This window comes from Streptococcus sanguinis, assembly GCF_003943735.1.
Lineage (GTDB): Bacteria > Bacillota > Bacilli > Lactobacillales > Streptococcaceae > Streptococcus > Streptococcus sanguinis_E.
The window spans coordinates 199,279-219,571 of the sequence record NZ_RJMV01000004.1 but is presented as its reverse complement, the minus strand read 5'-3'; the positions used below and the strand labels follow the sequence as shown (position 1 = coordinate 219,571).

Genomic DNA, 20,293 nt, shown 5'->3' with positions numbered 1-20,293 from the left:
CCTAATAAAAGCGAAACTGGCTGCGGAAGAGATTATCAATGGATTGATTGTACTGTTGACGCAGCTGATTAGCATTTTCATGCAAAAAGATCTGACCTTGGTTAATCAGGATTACTTCATCCAAGATTGGCTCGATATCCGCAATCAAGTGGGTGGAAATGATGACAGAAGACTGAGGTGTGCGGTTTTGAATGATGGTCTGCAGGATATAGTCACGAGCAGCCGGATCAACACCACCGATAGGCTCGTCTAGGATATACAGTTCCGCATGGCGGCTCATGACCAGAATGAGCTGCATTTTTTCCTTGTTTCCTTTTGAAAGGCTTCCGATGCGCGCTTGAGGATCGATATGAAGATCCTTTAGAAGCTGCATGGCTTTCGCGCTGTCAAAATTATCATAAAAATCTTGAAAATATTTTACAGCTTCGATTACTTTGGAGCTGTCGCTTAGATAAGTCGTATCTGGTAGATAGGAAACGATTCTTTTGGTATCAGGAGAAGGTTTGACGCCTTTGAGATAAATATGGCCAGAGGTCGGCTGCAAGAGACCATTGATAAGCTTGATAATAGTTGTCTTGCCGCTGCCATTAGGACCTAGAAGTCCGATAATTCTGCCAGGCTGGATGTTTAAGCTTACATCATACAGGGCAGGTGCGTCGCCATAATTTTTATGGACATGGTCAAGATAGACCAGAGGATACTGATTCATACATATCTCCTTTATTTTCTTCAATTTACAATTATTATACCTTTTCCTTAGGAAAATGGCAAAGAAAGCCGGAAAGGGTGAATGGAATCTTTCTGTTCAGTCAAACTCCTATTTCCCTCATTCAGTGAATTGCGGTATAATAGTTATAAGAAGAAGCAAAGCGTGTTCAAGGAGAATAATGTGGTAATACAACTTGATACCAAGACTGTTTACAGTTTTATGGATAGCTTGATCCCGATAAAGAAATATGTGCAGAAAGCCAAGGAGTTAGGATACAGTCATCTGGGCATGATGGATGTGGACAATCTCTATGGGGCTTATCATTTCTTAGAGGAAGCCGAATCTGCGGGATTGCAGCCGCTTTTAGGATTGGAGCTGAGTCTGATTAAGGCAGAGCAGGAACTTCATCTCCGTCTGCTGGCCTTAGACAGTCAGGGCTATCGCAATCTGATGAAAGTCTCGACTCTCAAGATGATGGGACAAAAGAATTGGGAGGATTTCCAGCATCTCTTTAAGGGATTGGCTGTGATTGTTCCTGCTTTTGACGGAGTAGCAGATCTGGATTTGGGTTTGGATTTTTATGTTGGAGTTTTTCCAGCAACGCCCCAGCAGGAGTTTAGTCGACCAACCCTGCCTCTGCATACCGTCCGATATTTTGACACAGGAGATCTGGAAACCCTGCAGATGCTCCAAGCCATTCGAGAGAATGTCAGTCTGCGAGAGATTGGTAGCCTGTCCAATCATGAGTTTCTAATGACTCCAGCTGCTCTGGCAGGAGCTTTTAAGGAAACTTTCCCAGAGAGTCTGGCTAACCTTGAGAAGCTAGTCCGTCATGTTCACTATGATATCAATAGGGAGCTGAAACTGCCACGCTTTAATCGAGAGCGGCCAGCCGTGGAAGAGTTAAGGGAGCGCTCCGAAGCTGGCTTAAAAAAACGTGGTCTAACAGGTAAACTTTATCAGGAACGACTGGACCAGGAGCTGGCTGTCATTCATCAGATGGGCTTTGATGATTATTTTCTCATTGTCTGGGATTTGCTGCGCTTTGGTCGCAGTCAGGGCTATTATATGGGCATGGGCCGAGGATCTGCTGTTGGCAGTCTGGTGGCCTATGCCTTGGAGATTACTGGGATTGACCCAGTCAAGAATAACCTGCTCTTTGAGCGCTTTCTAAATCTAGAGCGCTATACCATGCCCGATATTGATATTGATATTCCTGATGTTTACCGGCCGGAGTTTATCCGCTATGTTCGCGACCGCTATGGCAGCATGCATGCGGCTCAGATTGTGACCTACTCGACCTTTGGAGCCAAGCAGGCCATTCGCGATGTCTTCAAGCGCTTCGGTCTGCCAGAGTATGAACTGACCAATATCACCAAGAAAATCCGCTTCGGCGATAGTCTAGCTTCTGCTTATGAGAAAAATATGGCCTTTCGCCAGATTATCAATAGTAAGCTGGAATATCAAAAGGCCTTTGAGATTGCTAAAAAAATCGAAGGTCATCCCCGTCAGACTTCTATCCACGCAGCCGGCGTTGTGATGAGTGACAATGACCTGACAGACCAGATACCGCTCAAATACGGTGAGGACATGTATATCACTCAGTATGATGCCCACGGTGTGGAGAGCAACGGCCTGCTCAAGATGGACTTTTTGGGCTTGCGCAATCTAACCTTTGTCCAGCGGATGAAGGAAGCAACCCTGGAAAAATATAAGGTAGATATTAAGATTGCAGAGATTGACTTGGAGGATGTGGAAACTCTGAAACTCTTTGCAGCCGGACAGACCAAGGGGATTTTCCAGTTTGAGCAGCCGGGCGCTATCAGCCTGCTTAAGCGGGTTCAGCCAGTTTGCTTTGAGGAAGTAGTGGCCACAACTTCTCTCAACCGTCCTGGAGCCAGCGATTATATCGACAATTTTGTCAAGAGAAAGCATGGACTGGAGCAGGTGGAGTTGATTGATGACAGTTTGGCTGATATTCTAGCTCCGACTTACGGTATCATGCTCTACCAAGAGCAGGTTATGCAGGTAGCCCAGCGCTTTGGTGGCTTTAGTTTGGGGAAAGCCGATATTTTACGAAGGGCCATGGGGAAGAAAAGTGCTGCTGAAATGCACCGCATGCAGGAGGACTTTGTTGCAGGTGCTCTCAAGCTGGGTCACTCGGAATCCAAAGCCAAAGAAGTCTTTGCTATTATGGAGAAGTTTGCTGGTTATGGCTTTAATCGCAGCCACGCCTATGCCTACTCAGCTCTGGCTTTTCAACTGGCTTATTTCAAGGCTCACTATCCAGATGTTTTCTTTGATGTCATGCTCAATTATTCAAGCAGTGACTATATCACCGATGCCTTGAGTTTTGACTTTGAGACAGCGCCGCTCAGTATCAACAATATTCCCTACCATGATAAGTTTCAGGATAAGAAGATTTTTTTGGGTCTGAAAAATATCAAAGGCCTGCCTAGGGATTTGGCCTACTGGATTATCGAAGAGCGACAAAATGCTGCCTTTACTGGGGTAGAAGACTTTATTCTGCGCCTGCCTCAGAATTACCATAAGATTCCGCTGCTGACTCCTCTGATTCAGCTGGGACTCTTTGACAGTTTTGAGAAAAACCGCCAAAAAATTCTAGCCAATCTGCCTAATCTATTTGTATTTGCGGATGAGCTGGGCAGCCTCTTCGCGGATACGACCTACTCTTGGACAGAGGCTCAGGATTTCAGCGATGCCGAAAAGTTTGAGCTGGAACAGAGCATTATCGGTGTGGGGCTTAGTGATCACCCCTTGGTTAAACTGGCCAAAGAAGCGGACCAGCCCTTTAGCTGGATTAGTGATTTGACGGAAAATAGCAGAGCTAGGATTCTGGCTGAAGTCCAGTCTATTAAGACTATCCGGACCAAAAAGGGCGAGAATATGGCTTTCTTGCAGGTTTCAGATACGAAGAAAAAACTGGATGTTACCCTCTTCCCTGATACCTATCGTCAGTTGGCCGAGCGTATTAAGGAGAAGGGCATTTACTACTTGACTGGCAAGGTGCAGGAACGGGATGGGCGCTTACAGTTGGTCTTGTCAGATATAGAAGAAGTCACTACAGAACGGTTCTGGATAAAACTGGCTGGACATGAGCATGATCGAGAAATATCTCATATTTTGCAGAAATACCCCGGCAATATTCCGGTTGTCCTGCGCTATGAAGATGAGAAGCGAACCATATCTGCACCTCATTTCCGAGTGGAGAAATTGGAGCAGCTGCAAGAGGAATTGAAGAATTATACTATGAAAACGATTTTTCGTTAAAAAATATGGAAAATAAGAGAATTTTCATGATGATTGTGGTATAATCTATAAGAATGTTAAAAAGAAAAAGGAGCAAAAAGCGAAATGAAACGTATTGCTGTTTTGACTAGTGGTGGTGATGCCCCTGGTATGAATGCTGCTATCCGTGCAGTTGTTCGTAAAGCAATTTCCGAAGGAATGGAAGTTTACGGTATTTATGATGGTTACGCTGGAATGGTAGCTGGCGAGATTTACCCACTTGATGCGACATCAGTTGGTGACATTATTTCTCGCGGTGGGACTTTCCTTCACTCTGCACGTTACCCTGAGTTTGCCCAAGTTGAAGGGCAGCTGAAAGGGATTGAGCAGCTTAAAAAACATGGCATTGAAGGTGTCGTTGTTATCGGTGGAGATGGATCTTACCACGGTGCGATGCGCTTGACAGAGCACGGCTTCCCAGCTGTCGGTGTTCCAGGAACCATTGACAATGATATCGTCGGAACAGACTTCACTATCGGTTTTGATACAGCTGTTACTACAGCTATGGATGCGATTGACAAGATTCGGGATACCTCATCCAGTCACCGCCGTACTTTCGTTATCGAAGTAATGGGACGTAATGCTGGTGATATTGCTCTTTGGGCAGGTATTGCATCTGGTGCGGATGAAATCATCGTTCCTGAAGAAGGTTTCAAGATCGAAGAAGTTGTTGAAAGCATTAAGAGTGGCTATGCCAAGGGTAAGAAGCACAACATCATCGTCTTGGCTGAGGGTGTCATGTCAGCGGATGAATTTGCTGAAAAGCTGAAAGAAGCTGGAGATATGAGCGATTTGCGTGTCACAGAGCTCGGACATATCCAGCGTGGAGGCTCACCGACTGCGCGTGACCGTGTTCTTGCATCTCGTATGGGAGCACATGCTGTTAAACTGCTTAAAGAAGGTATCGGCGGAGTTGCTGTTGGAATCCGCAATGAGCAGATGGTTGAAAGCCCAATTTTGGGAACTGCTGAAGAAGGAGCACTCTTTAGCTTGACTGCTGAAGGTAAGATTGTCGTCAACAATCCGCACAAGGCTGATCTGGACTTGGCTGATTTGAACCGCAGCATCAATATTTAATTATTATTTGTTATTCAGGCCAAGAGGCCAAATAGAAGAAGGAGTTTCATACAATCATGAATAAACGTGTAAAAATCGTTGCAACATTAGGTCCTGCGGTAGAAATCCGCGGTGGTAAAAAATTCGGTGATGACGGATATTGGGGAGAAAAGCTGGATGTTGAAGCATCAGCTCAAAACATTGCTAAGTTGATTGAAGCTGGCGCAAACACATTCCGTTTCAACTTCTCACACGGTGACCATGCTGAGCAAGGAGAGCGCATGGCAACTGTTAAACGTGCAGAAGAAATTGCCGGTCAAAAAGTTGGTTTCCTTCTTGATACAAAAGGACCAGAAATTCGTACAGAATTGTTCGAAGGCGATGCAAAAGAGTATTCATACAAGACTGGTGAAAAAATCCGAGTTGCTACTAAGCAAGGTATCAAATCTACTCGTGAAGTAATTGCTTTGAACGTTGCTGGTGGATTGGACATCTACGATGATGTTGAAGTTGGCCGTCAAGTATTGGTTGACGATGGTAAACTTGGTCTTCGTGTTATCGCAAAAGACGATGCTACTCGTGAATTTGAAGTAGAAGTTGAAAATGACGGCATCATTGCTAAGCAAAAAGGTGTGAACATTCCTAACACTAAGATTCCTTTCCCAGCGCTTGCTGAGCGTGACAATGACGATATCCGCTTTGGTCTTGAGCAAGGAATCAACTTCATCGCGATTTCATTTGTACGTACTGCAAAAGACGTCAACGAAGTTCGTGCAATCTGTGAAGAAACTGGTAATGGCCATGTTCAATTGTTCGCGAAAATCGAAAACCAACAAGGTATCGATAACTTGGACGAAATCATTGAAGCTGCTGATGGTATCATGATTGCCCGTGGTGACATGGGTATCGAAGTACCATTCGAAATGGTTCCAGTTTACCAAAAAATGATCATCACTAAGGTAAATGCAGCTGGTAAAGTGGTTATCACAGCAACTAACATGCTTGAAACCATGACAGAAAAACCACGTGCAACTCGTTCAGAAGTATCAGACGTATTTAACGCTGTTATCGACGGAACTGACGCAACTATGCTTTCAGGTGAGTCTGCAAACGGTAAATACCCACTTGAGTCAGTAACAACAATGGCTACTATCGATAAGAATGCTCAAACCCTTCTTAACGAATATGGCCGTTTGACAACTGATAACTTTGAGCGTAACTCTAAGACTGAAGTTATGGCTTCAGCAGTTAAAGATGCTACAAACTCAATGGATATCAAGTTGGTAGTTACCCTTACTAAGACAGGTCACACAGCTCGCTTGATTTCTAAATACCGTCCAAATGCTGATATCTTGGCTATCACTTTTGACGAATTGACTCAACGCGGTCTTATGCTGAACTGGGGTGTGATTCCGGTGACTACAAACACTCCATCTAACACAGATGATATGTTTGACATCGCTGAAAAGATTGCGGTTGAGCAAGGCTTGGTTGAATCTGGCGATGATATCGTTATCGTTGCTGGTGTGCCGCTTGGTGAAGCAGTTCGTACCAACACAATGCGTATCCGTACAGTACGTTAATCTAAGACAATAAAAAGAACCGTTGATTGAAAAATCATCGGTTTTTTCTTGTCAAAGTGATGACCATTATCTTGCTTGAGAAGGAGGACACGTCAGCGTTTTGATTTTTGAAATAAGATTGTCCCTTTGTCTATTTCGTCTAAAAATGATATAATGGTATAAAAGAGATGGGAGAGACAGATGTTAAAGAGAGATTTATTAAGAAATGTCATTATTTTTTCAGTTCTAGCAGCCATCATTATAGGGCTGAGAGTTTTTATTTATACGCCTTATCGAGTGACTGAGCAAGACAGTAATGCTTATTTGGCAAAGAATGACTTGGTCTTGGCGACGAGAAAGCAGGACATCAAGCGTGGAGACTTTGTCCTCTATGAAGTGGACGGCAAAGACTATGTCGGCCGGGTCATTGCCCAGGAAAAAGATCAGGTAACCTATATGGATGATCTTCTTTACCTGAACGGCCAGGTCATGTCAGAAGAATATATTGAGAAAATGCGCGAGAAATATCTAGCTTCAGCAGGAAGTTCTGGTTACTACACTCATGATTTCTCTATTATGGATTTAAAAGACTCAAAGTCTGATAAAATTACTAAAGATTCTTATCTGATCCTTAATGACCGACGTGAAAATACCAAGGATAGCCGAGAATTTGGGCTCATCAAAGCCAGTCAAATCAAGGGAGTGGTGGAGTTCCGACTCTCACCGCTGAGTAAATTCGGATTTATCGAAACGAAGTAACCCACAGTTGCTTTGTTTTTAAAAAAAATCTTTTTAGAAAGAAAATTACTGTTTACAAAAAAAAACAACTAGACAGCCTGTCTAGTTGTTTTTTCGTGTCTCTTGGTGAAAGATATTTTGCCATACTTCGTGGCGGCGCCAGAGGCTGGTATGGATAACACCGTCCATTTCATAGCGGATGAGCTTGGTTTTCTGGCTGACAGAGAGCAGTTCAAAGTTTTTGATAGGTGTTTTTGAGGCTCTTTCTGTCTGAAACTCAGCCTTGTTCAGCTGTCGGCCATCTTGGGAAATATAGAGAAATTCTGCTGACAGAAGTGTATCCAGTTGGCTGCCTTGCTCAACGAGCTGCTCACGCATGAGTAGGTTTGGGTAAAGATTTTCCAATCTCTCATCTTCAGGAATGGGAGCGGGCTCGATATGAATGTCAATGTCAAAGACCCCGAAGCGTTCCATTAACATCTCTTCAACTTGATCAGCAATCTCATGGCTCTCAAAAACAGACAAATCGGGATTCATTTCCAAGATAATATCCAGATAGATATTACTGCCATAGGTCCGGCCCCGCTGGGATTTGACCTGAGTGATTTTAGGAATTTCTAGGATGGCTTGCTTATAGTCTTGGAGCAGGCTTTCATCAAATCCGTCGGACAGGCTGAAGGAAGATTCCATAAAGATATCATAGGCCGTCTTGAGAATGAAGAAGGTAATGACAATGGCTGCCAGCTTATCAACTATTGGAAAGTTAAAGGCGCTGGCAATGATAGCAACTGAAGTGCCGATAGAAGTGACAGCGTCTGACAAGTTATCCTTGGCTGCAGCATCCAGAGCCTTGGAGTGAGCTTTTTTAGCCAGTGTTTTATTGTAAAAATAAACACCCAACATAATGATAGCCGAGAGGATTCCGACCACGGCACCAACAGGGTCAAGCTTGGTTTCTTGGTTGGAGATGATTTTCTGAATGGTCTCAATCAGGACATCCAATCCAACGAAAAACATGATAAAAGATGTGATGAGACTGGCCAAATCTTCTATCTTCCAATGGCCGAAGCGATGGTCACGGTCGGCTGGTTTTCTAGCCATACGCAGGCCAATTAAAACGGCGATATTAGCCACGATATCAGAGACGTTGTTAAAGCCATCGGCCGTCAGACTGGAGGACTGGAGGGTCGAGCCTGCGATAATCTTGACCGCTGAGAGAATCAGATAGGTAGCGATGGACAGGATGGCTCCTCTCTCCGCTAGCTTCAGATTGTTACTAGGATTTTTCATGACAGCCTTTCTTTCTATGTGGGGCAGCAGAATGGAAAAGAGACTTGTGAAAAAGTCATCTCTGGAAAGATATTCTAAGTCTCATATGGGCATATTATAGCAAAAATAGAGTTGATTTTCAATTTCTATCGGGCTTAGGGGGCTTAAATGGCTTTGCCTAAAATCTAATCTAAAATCAGAAATTCCTCTTCTTTCTGGTTTAGCTTCATCAGGATTTTTGTTATAATAGTAGCATTGACTTTGAAAGAGGAAGAAACATGCATCCTTTATTAAACGGTATGAATGACCGTCAGGCTGAGGCGGTTCAGACAACAGAAGGGCCTTTGCTGATTATGGCGGGAGCTGGATCGGGTAAGACCCGTGTCCTGACCCACCGCATTGCCTATTTGATTGATGAGAAGATGGTCAATCCTTGGAATATCTTAGCTATTACCTTTACCAATAAGGCGGCGAGGGAGATGAGAGAACGGGCTGAAAAACTTAAAACGGAGGCCCAAGACTGCTTAATTGCCACCTTCCACTCCATGTGTGTGCGCATCCTGCGACGAGAGGCAGACCATATTGGCTACAACCGCAACTTCACCATCGTTGATCCGGGCGAACAACGGACTCTGATGAAACGGATTCTCAAAAATCTCAATCTGGATCCTAAAAAGTGGAATGAGCGTGCCATTCTGGGGACCATTTCCAATGCTAAGAACGACCTGATTGATGAGGTGGCCTATGCGAATCTAGCTGGTGATATGTATACAGAGATTGTGGCCAAGTGTTACACAGCCTATCAAAAGGAATTGCGCCAGTCTGAGGCCATGGACTTTGATGATTTAATCATGCTGACCCTGCGGCTTTTTGACCAAAATCCTGACGTTCTGACCTACTACCAGCAACGTTACCAGTATATCCATGTGGACGAGTATCAGGATACTAATCATGCCCAGTATCAGCTGGTCAAGCTCTTGGCTTCCCGCTTTAAGAATATCTGCGTGGTCGGAGACGCTGACCAGTCTATCTATGGCTGGAGGGGAGCCGATATGCAGAATATCCTGGACTTTGAAAAGGATTATCCAGAAGCTAAGGTAGTCCTGCTGGAGGAAAATTATCGTTCCACCAAAACCATCCTTCAGGCAGCTAATGAAGTCATCCGAAACAACCGCAACCGCCGTCCTAAAAATCTCTGGACTCAAAACGAAGACGGTGAGGAAATTGTCTACTATCGGGCTAATGACGAGCAGGACGAGGCTCTCTTTGTCGCCCGGACTATTGATCAGCTGAGTCGAGAAGGATACAGTCATAAGGATTTTGCAGTTCTTTACCGGACCAATGCCCAGTCACGGACGGTGGAGGAAGCCCTGCTCAAATCCAATATTCCCTATACCATGGTCGGTGGTACCAAGTTCTACAGCCGCAAGGAAATCCGAGATGTTATTTCTTATCTCAATCTCATCGCCAACCCTAGCGATAATATCAGCTATGAGCGCGTGGTCAATGAGCCCAAGCGTGGTGTCGGACCAGGAACGGTGGAGAAAATTCGGAATTTTGCGTCCAGTCAGGAAATCTCTTTACTGAATGCGTCAGCCAATATCCTGCTTTCGCCAGTCAAGGGTAAGGCGGCTCAGGCAGTCTATGATTTTGCTAATATGCTTCTGGATTTGCGGGAGCGCTTGTACGACTTTACAGTGACGGAGCTGGTAGAAGCCGTTTTAGAAAAGACAGGCTATACTGCATCCTTGGCTGCGCAGGCAACCTTGGAAAGCAAAGCACGGATTGAAAATATCGAAGAATTCCTGTCTGTAACCAAGAATTTTGACGAAAGTCCAGACAATCCTACTGATGAGTCTGGTCTTGATAAGCTCAGCCGTTTTCTCAATGACTTAGCCTTGATTGCAGACACAGATGACGGAGATACGGAGAGTTCTGAAGTGACTTTGATGACCCTCCACGCAGCCAAGGGATTGGAATTTCCGGTCGTCTTTCTGGTTGGAATGGAGGAAAATGTCTTTCCTCTTAGCCGGGCATCTGAAGATGAAGATGAGTTGGAAGAGGAGCGGCGTCTGGCCTATGTCGGTATCACCCGAGCAGAGAAGATTCTCTATCTGACCAATGCCAATTCCCGTATGCTTTATGGTAAAACCAACTATAATCATCCTACACGCTTTTTGAGAGAAATCAGCTCAGACTTGCTAGACTATCAGGGACTGGCTCGACCGTCAAATAGCTCCTTTAAGGTTAGTTATACCAATAGTGATACCAGTCAATTCGGTCAAGGCATGAGTCTGGCCCAGGCCCTGCAAGAACGGAAGCGTCAGGCAGCACTAAGTTCCATTTCTACAGGCAGTCTGCCTTTTGGAAAGAGCGGTCAGAGCCAGCCATCTAAGCCAGAAGTTGCTTGGGCTATTGGAGATATTGCCCACCATAAGAAATGGGGCGATGGGACAGTTCTAGCAGTCTCTGGCAACGGCAATAGCCAAGAGCTCAAGATTAATTTCCCAGAAGTCGGTCTGAAGAAAGTGCTGGCCAGCATAGCACCGATTGAGAAAAAATCATGATGAGGCAGTCGATTGAAGCCTGGATCTATCATCCAGAGGATCGAGAAATCTTGCTCTTGAAAGTGGAAGCTGAGAAAGTTTCCTTTTGGCAGCCTATTACTGGTGGGATTGAGAGCGGCGAGAGTCCAGAAGAGGCCTGCCTTCGTGAAATAAAAGAAGAGACTGGCTTGCTCTTAGCTTGTTCAAATCTGACTAGTCTTGGAGATTTTACGGTAAAGATTGATGAAAATCTGACCATCCATAAAAAACTCTTTCTAGTTCTGACAGAACAGAAAGAAATCCAGATTTCTGATGAGCATGTGGGAGCTCAGTGGGTAGCTTTAGACAAAGTTTCGTCGCAGTTGTACTGGCCCAGCAATCAGGCGACTTTTGAGATTATATCTGAGAAGCTATAAGATATAGCTTCTCTTTATTTCTTTTGATAAGGAAATTCTATTAGTCAAGCGGGGCGTTTAGTGGTAGACTTATCACATAACTATAGTGAGGTGACCTTATGACACGTGAATTTAAATTTGAAACTCTGCAGCTTCATGCCGGACAGACAGTTGATCCGACAACCAAGTCGCGAGCTCTGCCTATTTACCAGACAACTTCCTATGTGTTTGACGATACTCAGGAGGGAGAAGATCTTTTTGCCCTACGTAAGCCGGGCAATATCTACACTCGGATTACCAATCCGACCCTGTCTGCTTTTGAGGAACGGATTGCGGCTTTGGAGGGTGGAGTCGGAGCTCTAGCGACAGCTTCTGGTATGGCGGCCCTTACCTATACCATTTTAGCTTTGGCGCATGCTGGCGATCATGTAGTAGCAGCTTCCACCATCTACGGCGGTACCTTTAATCTGCTCAAGGAAACCCTGCCTCGCTATGGCATTACCACGACTTTTGTGGATATCGAAAACTTGGCTGAAGTAGAAGCAGCTATTCAGGACAATACCAAGCTGGTTCTGATTGAAAGCTTGGGCAATCCTTTGATTAATATTCCTGACTTTGATGCTTTGGCAGAGCTGGTTCATGCTCATAAAATTCCGCTGATTTCCGACAATACCTTTGCTACACCATATCTGATCAATGTCTTTTCTCACGGAGTGGACATTGCGGTACATTCTGCGACCAAGTTTATCGGCGGTCATGGAACCAGCATCGGCGGTGTGATTGTGGACAGCGGTCGTTTCGACTGGGAAGCTTCTGGCAAGTTTCCGCAGTTTGTTGATCCGGACCCGAGCTATCATGATATCAGTTATACGCGCGATGTCGGAGCAGCAGCCTTTGTTACTGCTGTTCGGACCCAGCTCTTGCGCGATACAGGCGCTGCCATGTCCCCCTTCAATGCCTTTCTCTTCTTGCAGGGGTTGGAAACTCTCTCTTTGCGCGTAGAGCGCCATGTGTCCAATGCGGAGAAGATTGTAGATTTCCTAGCAGGGCATCCCAAGGTCGAGCAGGTCAATTATCCCAAGCTTGCTGACAGTCCTTACCACGCTTTGGCAGAAAAATATTTCCCTAAAGGCGTGGGCTCTATCTTCACCTTTAATGTCAAAGGTGGGGAGAAAGAAGCTCGTAAGGTTATTGACAGCTTGGAGATTTTCTCTGACTTGGCAAATGTAGCAGATGCTAAATCCCTGGTCGTCCATCCAGCTACAACGACTCATGGTCAGATGTCGCCAGAAGATCAGCTGGCAGCAGGCATTACACCAAATCAAATTCGTCTCTCTATCGGTCTGGAAAATGTGGAAGACTTGATTGAGGATTTGAGAATCGCCTTGGAATCTATCTAAATTTCAAGGTCTCTAGACTAAGCAATAAGAATAAAACTAGGTTTGAAATAAGCCGCACCCCAAAAGCTAGATTTTTTGTATCTAACTTTTAGGGTGCAGTGCATTTCGCCTAGTTTTTTGTTATAATAGGATGAAATATATAAAAATAGTAGGAGATTAAAATGACAATTTCGGTGATTGTTCCGTGTTTCAATGAAGAAGAGTCTATTCCTCTGTTTCATGAAGCCATGGAAGCGGTCAAATATCAAATCCGTGACCAGTTTGAATATATTTTTGTCAATGACGGATCGACGGATCGGACTTTGCCTGTTTTACGTGAGCTCAGCAGTCGCTGTCCAGATGTGCACTATCTGTCCTTTTCTCGCAATTTCGGAAAAGAAGCAGCTCTCTATGCTGGTTTGCAAGAGGCGAGTGGGGAATTTGTGACGGTCATGGATGTGGACTTGCAGGATCCTCCCGAGCTCCTGATTGAGATGAAGGCTTTGCTGGACTCGAATCCTGAGCTGGACTGTGTTGGTACCCGTCGTACTACTCGCGAGGGAGAGCCGCCTATCCGAAGCTTTTTTGCCAATTTGTTCTATAAGCTGATTAACAAGATTAGTCAGGTAGAGATGGTAGATGGTGCGCGTGACTTCCGACTGATGCGCCGCCAGATGGTAGAAGCTATTCTGGAAGTTTCAGAGTATAATCGCTTCTCCAAGGGGATTTTTGCCTGGGTTGGCTTCAATACCGAGTACTTAGAATACAAAAATGTCGAACGAGTAGCTGGCAAGACCTCTTGGAATTTCTGGTCTCTATTCAACTATTCTTTGGAAGGCATCGTCAATTTCTCCGATGCGCCGCTCAACATTGCTTTTTTAGGGGGTATCCTGTCTTGGATTTTAGCCTTCATCCTGATGGCGGTGATTATTATCCGTACCTTGGTTTTTGGTGACCCAACATCGGGCTGGCCGTCCCTTATGACCGTCATTCTCCTTATCGGCGGCTTCCAGCTGCTGACTATCGGTATCCTAGGCAAATACATCGGCAAAATCTTCATGGAAACTAAGAATCGCCCAATCTATGTGATTAAAGAGAAGAGTAAGTAATATAGCAGATTTTTTCTGCTTTTTTTGTTATAATAAACTCATTGAATGTTTATGATGTGAAAGGAAAAACAAATGATTTTAATTACAGGTGCGAATGGACAGCTGGGTACAGAGCTTCGCTATCTTTTGGATGAGCGTAATGAAGAGTATGTGGCTGTTGATGTGGCAGAAATGGATATTACCAATACCCAAGTGGTGGACAATGTCTTTGCGGAGGTCAAACCAAGCTTGGTTTATCACTGCGCTGCCTATACAGCAGTTGATGCTGCTGAGGACGAAGGAAAAGAGCTGGACTATGCCATCAATGTGACTGGGACCGAAAATGTGGCAAAAGCTGCAGAAGCTCACGGAGCGACCTTGGTCTATATCTCAACAGACTATGTCTTTGACGGCCAAAAGCCAGTCGGTGAGGAGTGGGAAGTAGATGACCGGCCTGATCCACAGACAGAGTATGGCCGTACCAAGCGCATGGGTGAGGAGCTGGTTGAGAAATATTCCAGCCGTTTCTATATTATCCGTACTGCCTGGGTCTTTGGTAACTACGGTAAAAACTTTGTCTTTACCATGCAAAATCTTGCTAAGACGTACAAAACTCTGACTGTAGTCAATGACCAGCATGGCCGTCCGACTTGGACTCGTACGCTGACTGAGTTTATGACTCATCTGGCTGAAAATCAAAAGGAATTTGGCTATTACCATCTGTCTAATGATGCGGCTGAGGACACCACTTGGTATGACTTTGCAGTGGAAATTCTCAAAGATACAGATGTGGAAGTCCAGCCGGTTGATTCCAGCAAATTCCCGGCCAAGGCTAAGCGACCTTTCAACTCAACTATGAGCCTGACCAAGGCTAAGGCTACAGGCTTTGTCATTCCGACTTGGCAAGATGCCTTAAAAGAGTTTTACAAGCAAGAGAAGAAACAGTGATTTTCTTTGAAGTTTATAACAGCGACAGAACTTAGTCTCAGACTAGGTTCTGTTTTTTCTTCTAGCAGACTCAAGAAGTGATTTTGAGGTGCGTGCTCTGGTGGAGAAAGAGCTGGCTTGAAGATGCGGGTGGGAAATGATAATGAGAAGAATTTTCCACAGATCTTATCCCCTTAAAATAAAGATGTTTCAATTTGATGAAATTCTGTGGATAACCTTTATTATTTCATTCAACTATGTTACAATGTTACTATAAATAAAATAGAAGAGGTGTGTGAATATGTCACGTAAACCATTTATTGCTGGTAACTGGAAAATGAACAAAAATCCTGAAGAAGCAAAGGCTTTTGTAGAAGCGGTTGCTGCTAAGCTTCCTTCTTCAGATTTGGTAGAAGCTGGTATCGCTGCTCCGGCACTTGATTTGACAACTGTTTTGGCAGCAGCTAAAGGAAGCAATCTTAAGGTTGCAGCGCAAAATGCTTACTTTGAAGATGCAGGTGCCTTCACTGGTGAAAACAGCCCTAAAGTTCTTGCAGAAGTTGGAGTTGACTACATCGTTATCGGTCACTCAGAACGCCGCGATTATTTCCATGAAACAGACCAAGACATCAACAAAAAAGCGCACGCTATCTTCCGCAATGGTCTGGTGCCAATCATCTGCTGTGGTGAATCGCTTGAAACTTACGAAGCTGGTAAAGCTGTAGATTTCGTTGGTGCCCAAGTATCAGCTGCTTTGAAAGACTTGACAGCTGAGCAAGTTGCATCATTGGTTATCGCTTATGAGCCAATCTGGGCTATCGGTACTGGTAAGTCAGCAACTCAAGACGACGCTCAAAAGATGTGTAAAGCAGTTCGTGACGTTGTAGCAGCTGACTTTGGTCAAGAAGTAGCGGACAAGGTTCGCGTTCAGTACGGCGGTTCTGTAAAACCTGAAAATGTTGCGTCTTACATGGCTTGTCCAGATGTTGACGGTGCTCTTGTTGGTGGTGCATCACTTGAAGCTGAAAGCTTCTTGGCATTGCTTGATTTTGTAAAATAAAAAAATGTTGAAAAAAGACTTGTCCTCCCAAAGGTGACAAGTTTTTTAAAAGTTGGAGAGAAAAGTTGAAATCGAAAGAATTAGTTTATTTAGCGAGTACGGCTATTTTGTTGGCAGCGACTGCCAATGTTGCAAAAGCCGAGGAACATACTGTCGCTGAGTCAGGAGTTTTAAAAACAGAAAGGTCTGTTAGTTCCCAGAATCAGACAGTGAATGCGGCCGCATCACAAACGTCTAATCAGTCGACTGTAGCAGTGTCAACTGTAGAACAGTCAGTTCAAGCTGTTAAGCAAGAGGAGCAAGTAACGAACGCTGTAGGAACAGCTGTTGAGTCTGGAGGAGCAGCTCAATCAGCCACTGTAGAAACTCAGGTAGCACCTGATAGGCTAGAAGGGCAAAGTCAGTCAGAAGCAAATGCTTCTAATCAGAATGAAACTGTAGCTGATCAGTCAGCAAAAGCAAGCTCTTCTGTTGCAGATTCTGCTACTGCCTCAGAGCCCAAGGCCAGTCCTGCAGTAGCATCAGCACCAAAAGCTAATAATGCTGGAAAAACTGTATTTTACAATGCTGGTTCAAAGGCTCAGGCAGCCCGCGGGAATTCCCAAGCGGAGATAAAAGGCACTTCCTTTGTAGATGTCAGCAGCCACAATGGCCATATCAGCATAGACGACTATCGTAAATTAGCCCAGCAAGGGGTTGGCGGTGTCGTTGTCAAACTAACTGAAGGAACCCATTACACTAATCCATTTGCCGAGTCTCAAGTGAGAAATGCGCAGGGAGCCGGTTTACAAGTATCGACCTATGCCTTCTCGCACTATACCAGTGATGAAGAAGCGAGAGCAGAAGCTCGTTATTACGTTGCCTTTGCTAATAGACTAGGTTTGCCTAAAAACACAGTCATGGTCAATGACATGGAAGATCCCAAAATGCAAAATGGGATCAACCAGCATACCCAGGCTTGGGCGGATGAGATGCGCAGACTGGGTTATTCTAACCTGATGTATTATACTAGCGCCAGCTGGCTGGATCAAAATAATCTTCGCAGCAAGGGACCGGTTAATACATCGCAATTTGGCTATAGCAACTTCTGGGTAGCCCAGTATCCGTCTTCTAATTTAAATCTTGATGGAGCTAAATCTCTCAAATACAATAGTGGTGCTGGAGCATGGCAGTTTACAGCTCAGGCTCAGCTGTTAGCTGGCAAGCATGTATTTGACCATAGCGTTGATTACACTGGGAGATTTACCCAGCAGTCTGCTCTTGCTAAGCAGCCTTTGAAGGGTAACATCAGTATTCAGAATAAGAATAATGTCAACGGCAGCTTTGATGTTGTGATTTCAAACGTTTCTGCTCCTTATGGAGTGTCTGTCGTTAGTGTTCCGGTTTGGTCTGAAGATAATGGTCAAGACGATATTATCTGGTATACAGCTACTCAGCAGGCCAATGGTACTTATAAAGTTTCTGTTGATTCTGGCAGACATAAGGATTCAGTTGGCAAGTACAATGTCCATCTCTACTATGTTCAAAATGACGGCCAATTAGTCGGTGTCGGCGGTACTACAACCAATGTATCTGTCATCAAGCCACAGGGCAAAATCAGCATTCAGAATCGTAACAGCGAAACTGGTGATTTCGATATTGTGGTTTCAGGTATCTCATCCCCTGGTGGTCTTAAGACTGTCTCTCTGCCGACTTGGTCAGAGGCCAACGGCCAAGATGACATCAAATGGTATACTGCTGAACGTCAGGCTGACGGCACCTATCGGAAGCGGGTGCGCATAAGCGACCACAATAATGTGCAGGGCGAGTACAATGTGCATCTCTACTATGTCCAAAATGACGGCCGCTTGGTTGGTGTAAGTGGCACTAAAACGACCGTTTCTCTTGGTAAACCTAAGGGCACCATCAGTATTCAAAATCGAAACAAAGAAACTGGCGATTTTGATATTGTGGTTTCAGGTATTTCATCTCCGGGCGGTCTGAAGGAAGTTTCCCTGCCAACTTGGTCTGAGGCCAACGGCCAAGATGATATCAAATGGTACAACGCTGAGCGTCAAGCTGATGGCACTTATCGCAAGCGTGTCCGTCTGAGCGATCACAAAAATGTCGAGGGTGAGTACAATGTGCATCTCTATTATGTTCAAAATGATGGCAGCTTGGTAGGTGTAAATGGCACTAAAACGACTATTTCTATAGAAAAACCAAAAGTTCAAGGTAAAATCAGTATTCAGAATCGCAACAGCGAAACTGGCGATTTTGATATTGTGGTTTCAGATATCGTATCGCCAGGCGGTCTCAAGAATGTTTCCCTACCAACTTGGTCAGAGGCCAATGGCCAAGATGATATCAAGTGGTACAATGCAGAACGTCAGGCTGACGGTACTTATCGGAAACGAGTTCGACTGAGCGATCATAACAATGTCCAAGGCGAATATAATGTGCATCTCTATTATGTGCAAAATGATGGCAAGTTAGTAGGAGCAGGCGGTATCAAGACCAACGTTTCTATCAGCAAGCCGCAGGGCAAAATCAGCATCCAGAATCGCAACAGCGAAACCGGCGATTTTGATATTGTAGTTTCAGGTATCGTATCTCCAGGCGGTCTGAAGGAAGTTTCCCTGCCAACCTGGTCAGAGGCCAACGGTCAAGATGATATCAAGTGGTACAACGCAGAACGTCAGCCAGATGGTACCTATCGTAAGCGAGTCCGTGTGAGTGATCACAAAAATGTTGAGGGCGAGTACAATATTCATCTTTACTATGTGCAAAATGATGGCAAGCTGGTTGGTGCTGGTGGCATCAAGACTAATGTTTCTCTAGGCAAGCCAAAGGGCAACATAAGTATTCAAAATAAGAATAATGTCAACGGCAGTTTTGATGTTGTGATTTCGAACGTTTCTGCCCCTTATGAAGTGTCTGCTGTCAGTGTTCCTGTTTGGTCTGAAGCTAACGGTCAAGACGATATTATCTGGTATACAGCTACTCAGCAGGCTAATGGTACCTATAAAGTTACTGTTGAATCTAGTAAACATAAAGACTCAGTTGGTAAGTATCATATCCATCTTTACTATGTCCGTAACGACGGGCAGTTAGTCGGTGTTGGCGGTACTACAACCAATGTGTCAGCAGTTAAACCACAGGGCAAAATCAGTATTCAGAATCGCAACAGCGAAACTGGCGATTTTGATATTGTGGTTTCAGATATCGTATCTCCAGGCGGTCTGAAGGAAGTTTCCCTGCCAACCTGGTCAGAGGCCAACGGTCAGGATGATATCAAGTGGTACAACGCGGAACGTCAGCCGGATGGTACCTATCGTAAGCGAGTTCATGCGAGCGACCATAACAACGTTCAGGGCGAATATAATGTGCATCTCTACTATGTGCAAAATGATGGCAGGCTGGTAGGAGCAGGTGGCATCAAGACCAACGTTTCCATCAGTAAGCCGCAAGGTAAAATCAGTATTCAAAATAAGAACAACGATACTGGAGAGTTTGATATTGTAGTATCAGGCATTGTGGCACCAGAAGGTCTCAAGACAGTTTACCTGCCGACTTGGTCAGAGGCGAATGGCCAAGATGATGTCCAGTGGTACACAGCGGATCGTCAGGCTGATGGAACTTATCGTAAGCATGTATATGCGCGTGACCATAAGAATAATGCAGGCGAATACAATGTTCACTTGTATTACTTAAATAATCAAAATCAGCTGCAGGGAGCTGGCGGAGAAAAGACCTCTATCTCTGTGAACCGTCCTCAGTCAGCTAGTCAGCGAGACCGTGTTCTTGCGGCGGCAGCTGCTATGGTAGGTGTCAGGGGAGGCAGCGCTGAGCATCAGCGCTTGGTCAACGATTATAACAGTGTCAGACCGCTGCCAGTTGGCTATGCTGTGAAAAACACAGATGACTGGTGCGACATTTTCACGACGGTTATTTTCCAAAGAGAGGGCTTGAGCGATCTTATCGGCCGTGAGTGTGGTGTAGAGCGCCATATTCATATTTTCCAAAGACTAGGTATCTGGAATGAAGATGGTAATTCGACTCCTAGCGCAGGCGATATCATCACCTTTAACTGGGACAAAGATACCCAGCAAAACGATGGCTGGGCTGATCATATCGGTATTGTCGAAAAAGTTGAAAATGGCATCATTCACACGATTGAAGGCAACAGCAATAACGTAGTTAAACGCAACACTTACCGCATCGGTCATGGAAATATCCGTGGTTTTGCGACACCTCGTTATAGATAAACATACAA

General features: G+C 44.8%; 13 protein-coding genes. 11 read left to right on the top strand and 2 right to left on the bottom strand.

Annotated elements, in window-relative coordinates; all coding sequences use genetic code 11:
* Position 1: 1 nt before the first annotated feature.
* Positions 2-709 (bottom strand): ABC transporter ATP-binding protein, encoded by a 708-nt coding sequence (locus D8877_RS06760; RefSeq protein ID WP_002900663.1) that lies wholly within the window; start codon positions 707-709, stop codon positions 2-4.
* A 180-nt stretch (positions 710-889) separates the two neighbouring features.
* Here D8877_RS06760 and D8877_RS06755 point away from each other — a divergent pair, with 180 nt between their 5' ends.
* From D8877_RS06755 to lepB, 4 genes are all read left to right on the top strand, one after another.
* Positions 890-4,000 carry a DNA polymerase III subunit alpha gene (locus D8877_RS06755; RefSeq protein ID WP_312023227.1) on the top strand — a complete coding sequence of 1,037 codons (3,111 nt, stop codon included), beginning with the start codon at positions 890-892 and terminating at the stop codon, positions 3,998-4,000.
* An 84-nt stretch (positions 4,001-4,084) separates the two neighbouring features.
* Positions 4,085-5,095: a 6-phosphofructokinase gene (gene pfkA / locus D8877_RS06750; protein ID WP_002906871.1), complete on the top strand. Its 1,011-nt coding sequence runs from the start codon at positions 4,085-4,087 to the stop codon at positions 5,093-5,095.
* Between the two features lie 56 nt (positions 5,096-5,151).
* On the top strand, positions 5,152-6,657 hold the full coding sequence (gene pyk / locus D8877_RS06745) for a pyruvate kinase (protein ID WP_002919310.1): 1,506 nt from the start codon (positions 5,152-5,154) through the stop codon (positions 6,655-6,657).
* A gap of 180 nt (positions 6,658-6,837) precedes the next feature.
* Positions 6,838-7,395, top strand: coding sequence for a signal peptidase I (gene lepB / locus D8877_RS06740; protein ID WP_125341664.1), 558 nt, complete (start codon positions 6,838-6,840; stop codon positions 7,393-7,395).
* Between the two features lie 81 nt (positions 7,396-7,476).
* Here lepB and D8877_RS06735 read toward each other — a convergent pair whose 3' ends face one another.
* Positions 7,477-8,664: a cation diffusion facilitator family transporter gene (locus tag D8877_RS06735; protein ID WP_125341663.1), complete on the bottom strand. Its 1,188-nt coding sequence runs from the start codon at positions 8,662-8,664 to the stop codon at positions 7,477-7,479.
* Positions 8,665-8,921: 257 nt separating this feature from the next.
* On the opposite strand from D8877_RS06735, the gene pcrA reads away from it, so the two are divergent.
* The 7 genes from pcrA (at position 8,922) to D8877_RS06700 (ending at position 20,285) form a co-directional block, all read left to right on the top strand.
* The gene (gene pcrA, locus D8877_RS06730; RefSeq protein WP_125352808.1) at positions 8,922-11,210 is read left to right on the top strand and encodes a DNA helicase PcrA; all 2,289 of its coding nucleotides are present in this window, start codon (positions 8,922-8,924) and stop codon (positions 11,208-11,210) included.
* On the top strand, positions 11,207-11,605 hold the full coding sequence (locus tag D8877_RS06725) for an NUDIX hydrolase (RefSeq protein WP_125352806.1): 399 nt from the start codon (positions 11,207-11,209) through the stop codon (positions 11,603-11,605). The genes pcrA and D8877_RS06725 overlap by 4 nt, the downstream gene beginning before the upstream one ends.
* A 98-nt stretch (positions 11,606-11,703) precedes the next feature.
* Positions 11,704-12,984 carry an O-acetylhomoserine aminocarboxypropyltransferase/cysteine synthase family protein gene (locus tag D8877_RS06720; protein ID WP_125352804.1) on the top strand — a complete coding sequence of 427 codons (1,281 nt, stop codon included), beginning with the start codon at positions 11,704-11,706 and terminating at the stop codon, positions 12,982-12,984.
* Between the two features lie 161 nt (positions 12,985-13,145).
* Positions 13,146-14,072, top strand: a complete 927-nt coding sequence (locus D8877_RS06715) for a glycosyltransferase family 2 protein (RefSeq protein ID WP_125341659.1) — start codon at positions 13,146-13,148, stop codon at positions 14,070-14,072.
* 72 nt (positions 14,073-14,144) lie between these two features.
* Positions 14,145-14,999 (top strand): dTDP-4-dehydrorhamnose reductase, encoded by an 855-nt coding sequence (gene rfbD / locus D8877_RS06710; protein WP_002900652.1) that lies wholly within the window; start codon positions 14,145-14,147, stop codon positions 14,997-14,999.
* A gap of 280 nt (positions 15,000-15,279) precedes the next feature.
* Complete coding sequence (gene tpiA, locus D8877_RS06705; RefSeq protein ID WP_002900651.1) at positions 15,280-16,038, top strand: triose-phosphate isomerase; 759 nt, start codon at positions 15,280-15,282, stop codon at positions 16,036-16,038.
* A gap of 65 nt (positions 16,039-16,103) precedes the next feature.
* Entirely contained in the window at positions 16,104-20,285 is a 4,182-nt protein-coding gene (locus D8877_RS06700; RefSeq protein WP_185760191.1) for a GBS Bsp-like repeat-containing protein, read from the top strand.
* The last annotated feature ends 8 nt before the right edge of the window (positions 20,286-20,293 follow it).